This is a genomic window from Achromobacter sp. SIMBA_011, from assembly GCF_046535435.1.
GTDB lineage: Bacteria > Pseudomonadota > Gammaproteobacteria > Burkholderiales > Burkholderiaceae_B > Achromobacter > Achromobacter dolens.
Genome location: NZ_JAWRWN010000385.1, coordinates 1 through 275, shown reverse-complemented (window position 1 = coordinate 275; position 275 = coordinate 1). Strand labels below are relative to the sequence as shown.

Genomic DNA, 275 nt, shown 5'->3' with positions numbered 1-275 from the left:
GCGCAAGGACTCGATCAGCCAGTTCCAGGCCGCCGGCCGCGACGATCTCGTCGCGAAGGAACAAGCCGAGCTCGACGTGCTGGGCGCGTACATGCCCGCGCAGCTGTCGGACGCCGAGGTGGCCGCCGAAGTGCAGGCCGCCGTCGCCGCCACGGGCGCAGCCGGCCCGCAGGACATGGGCAAGGTGATGGGCGTGCTGAAGGGCAAGCTCGCCGGCCGTGCCGACATGACGGCCGTTTCCGCCCTGGTCAAGGCCGCGCTGTCCAGCTGACACC

Annotated in this window: 1 protein-coding gene; it reads left to right on the top strand. The window is 71.6% G+C overall.

Annotated features, from left to right (window positions below; genetic code table 11):
* On the top strand, positions 1 to 271 hold a 271-nt coding region (locus SB816_RS31390; protein ID WP_410548166.1), incomplete at its 5' end, for a GatB/YqeY domain-containing protein.
* Positions 272 to 275: the final 4 nt, after the last annotated feature.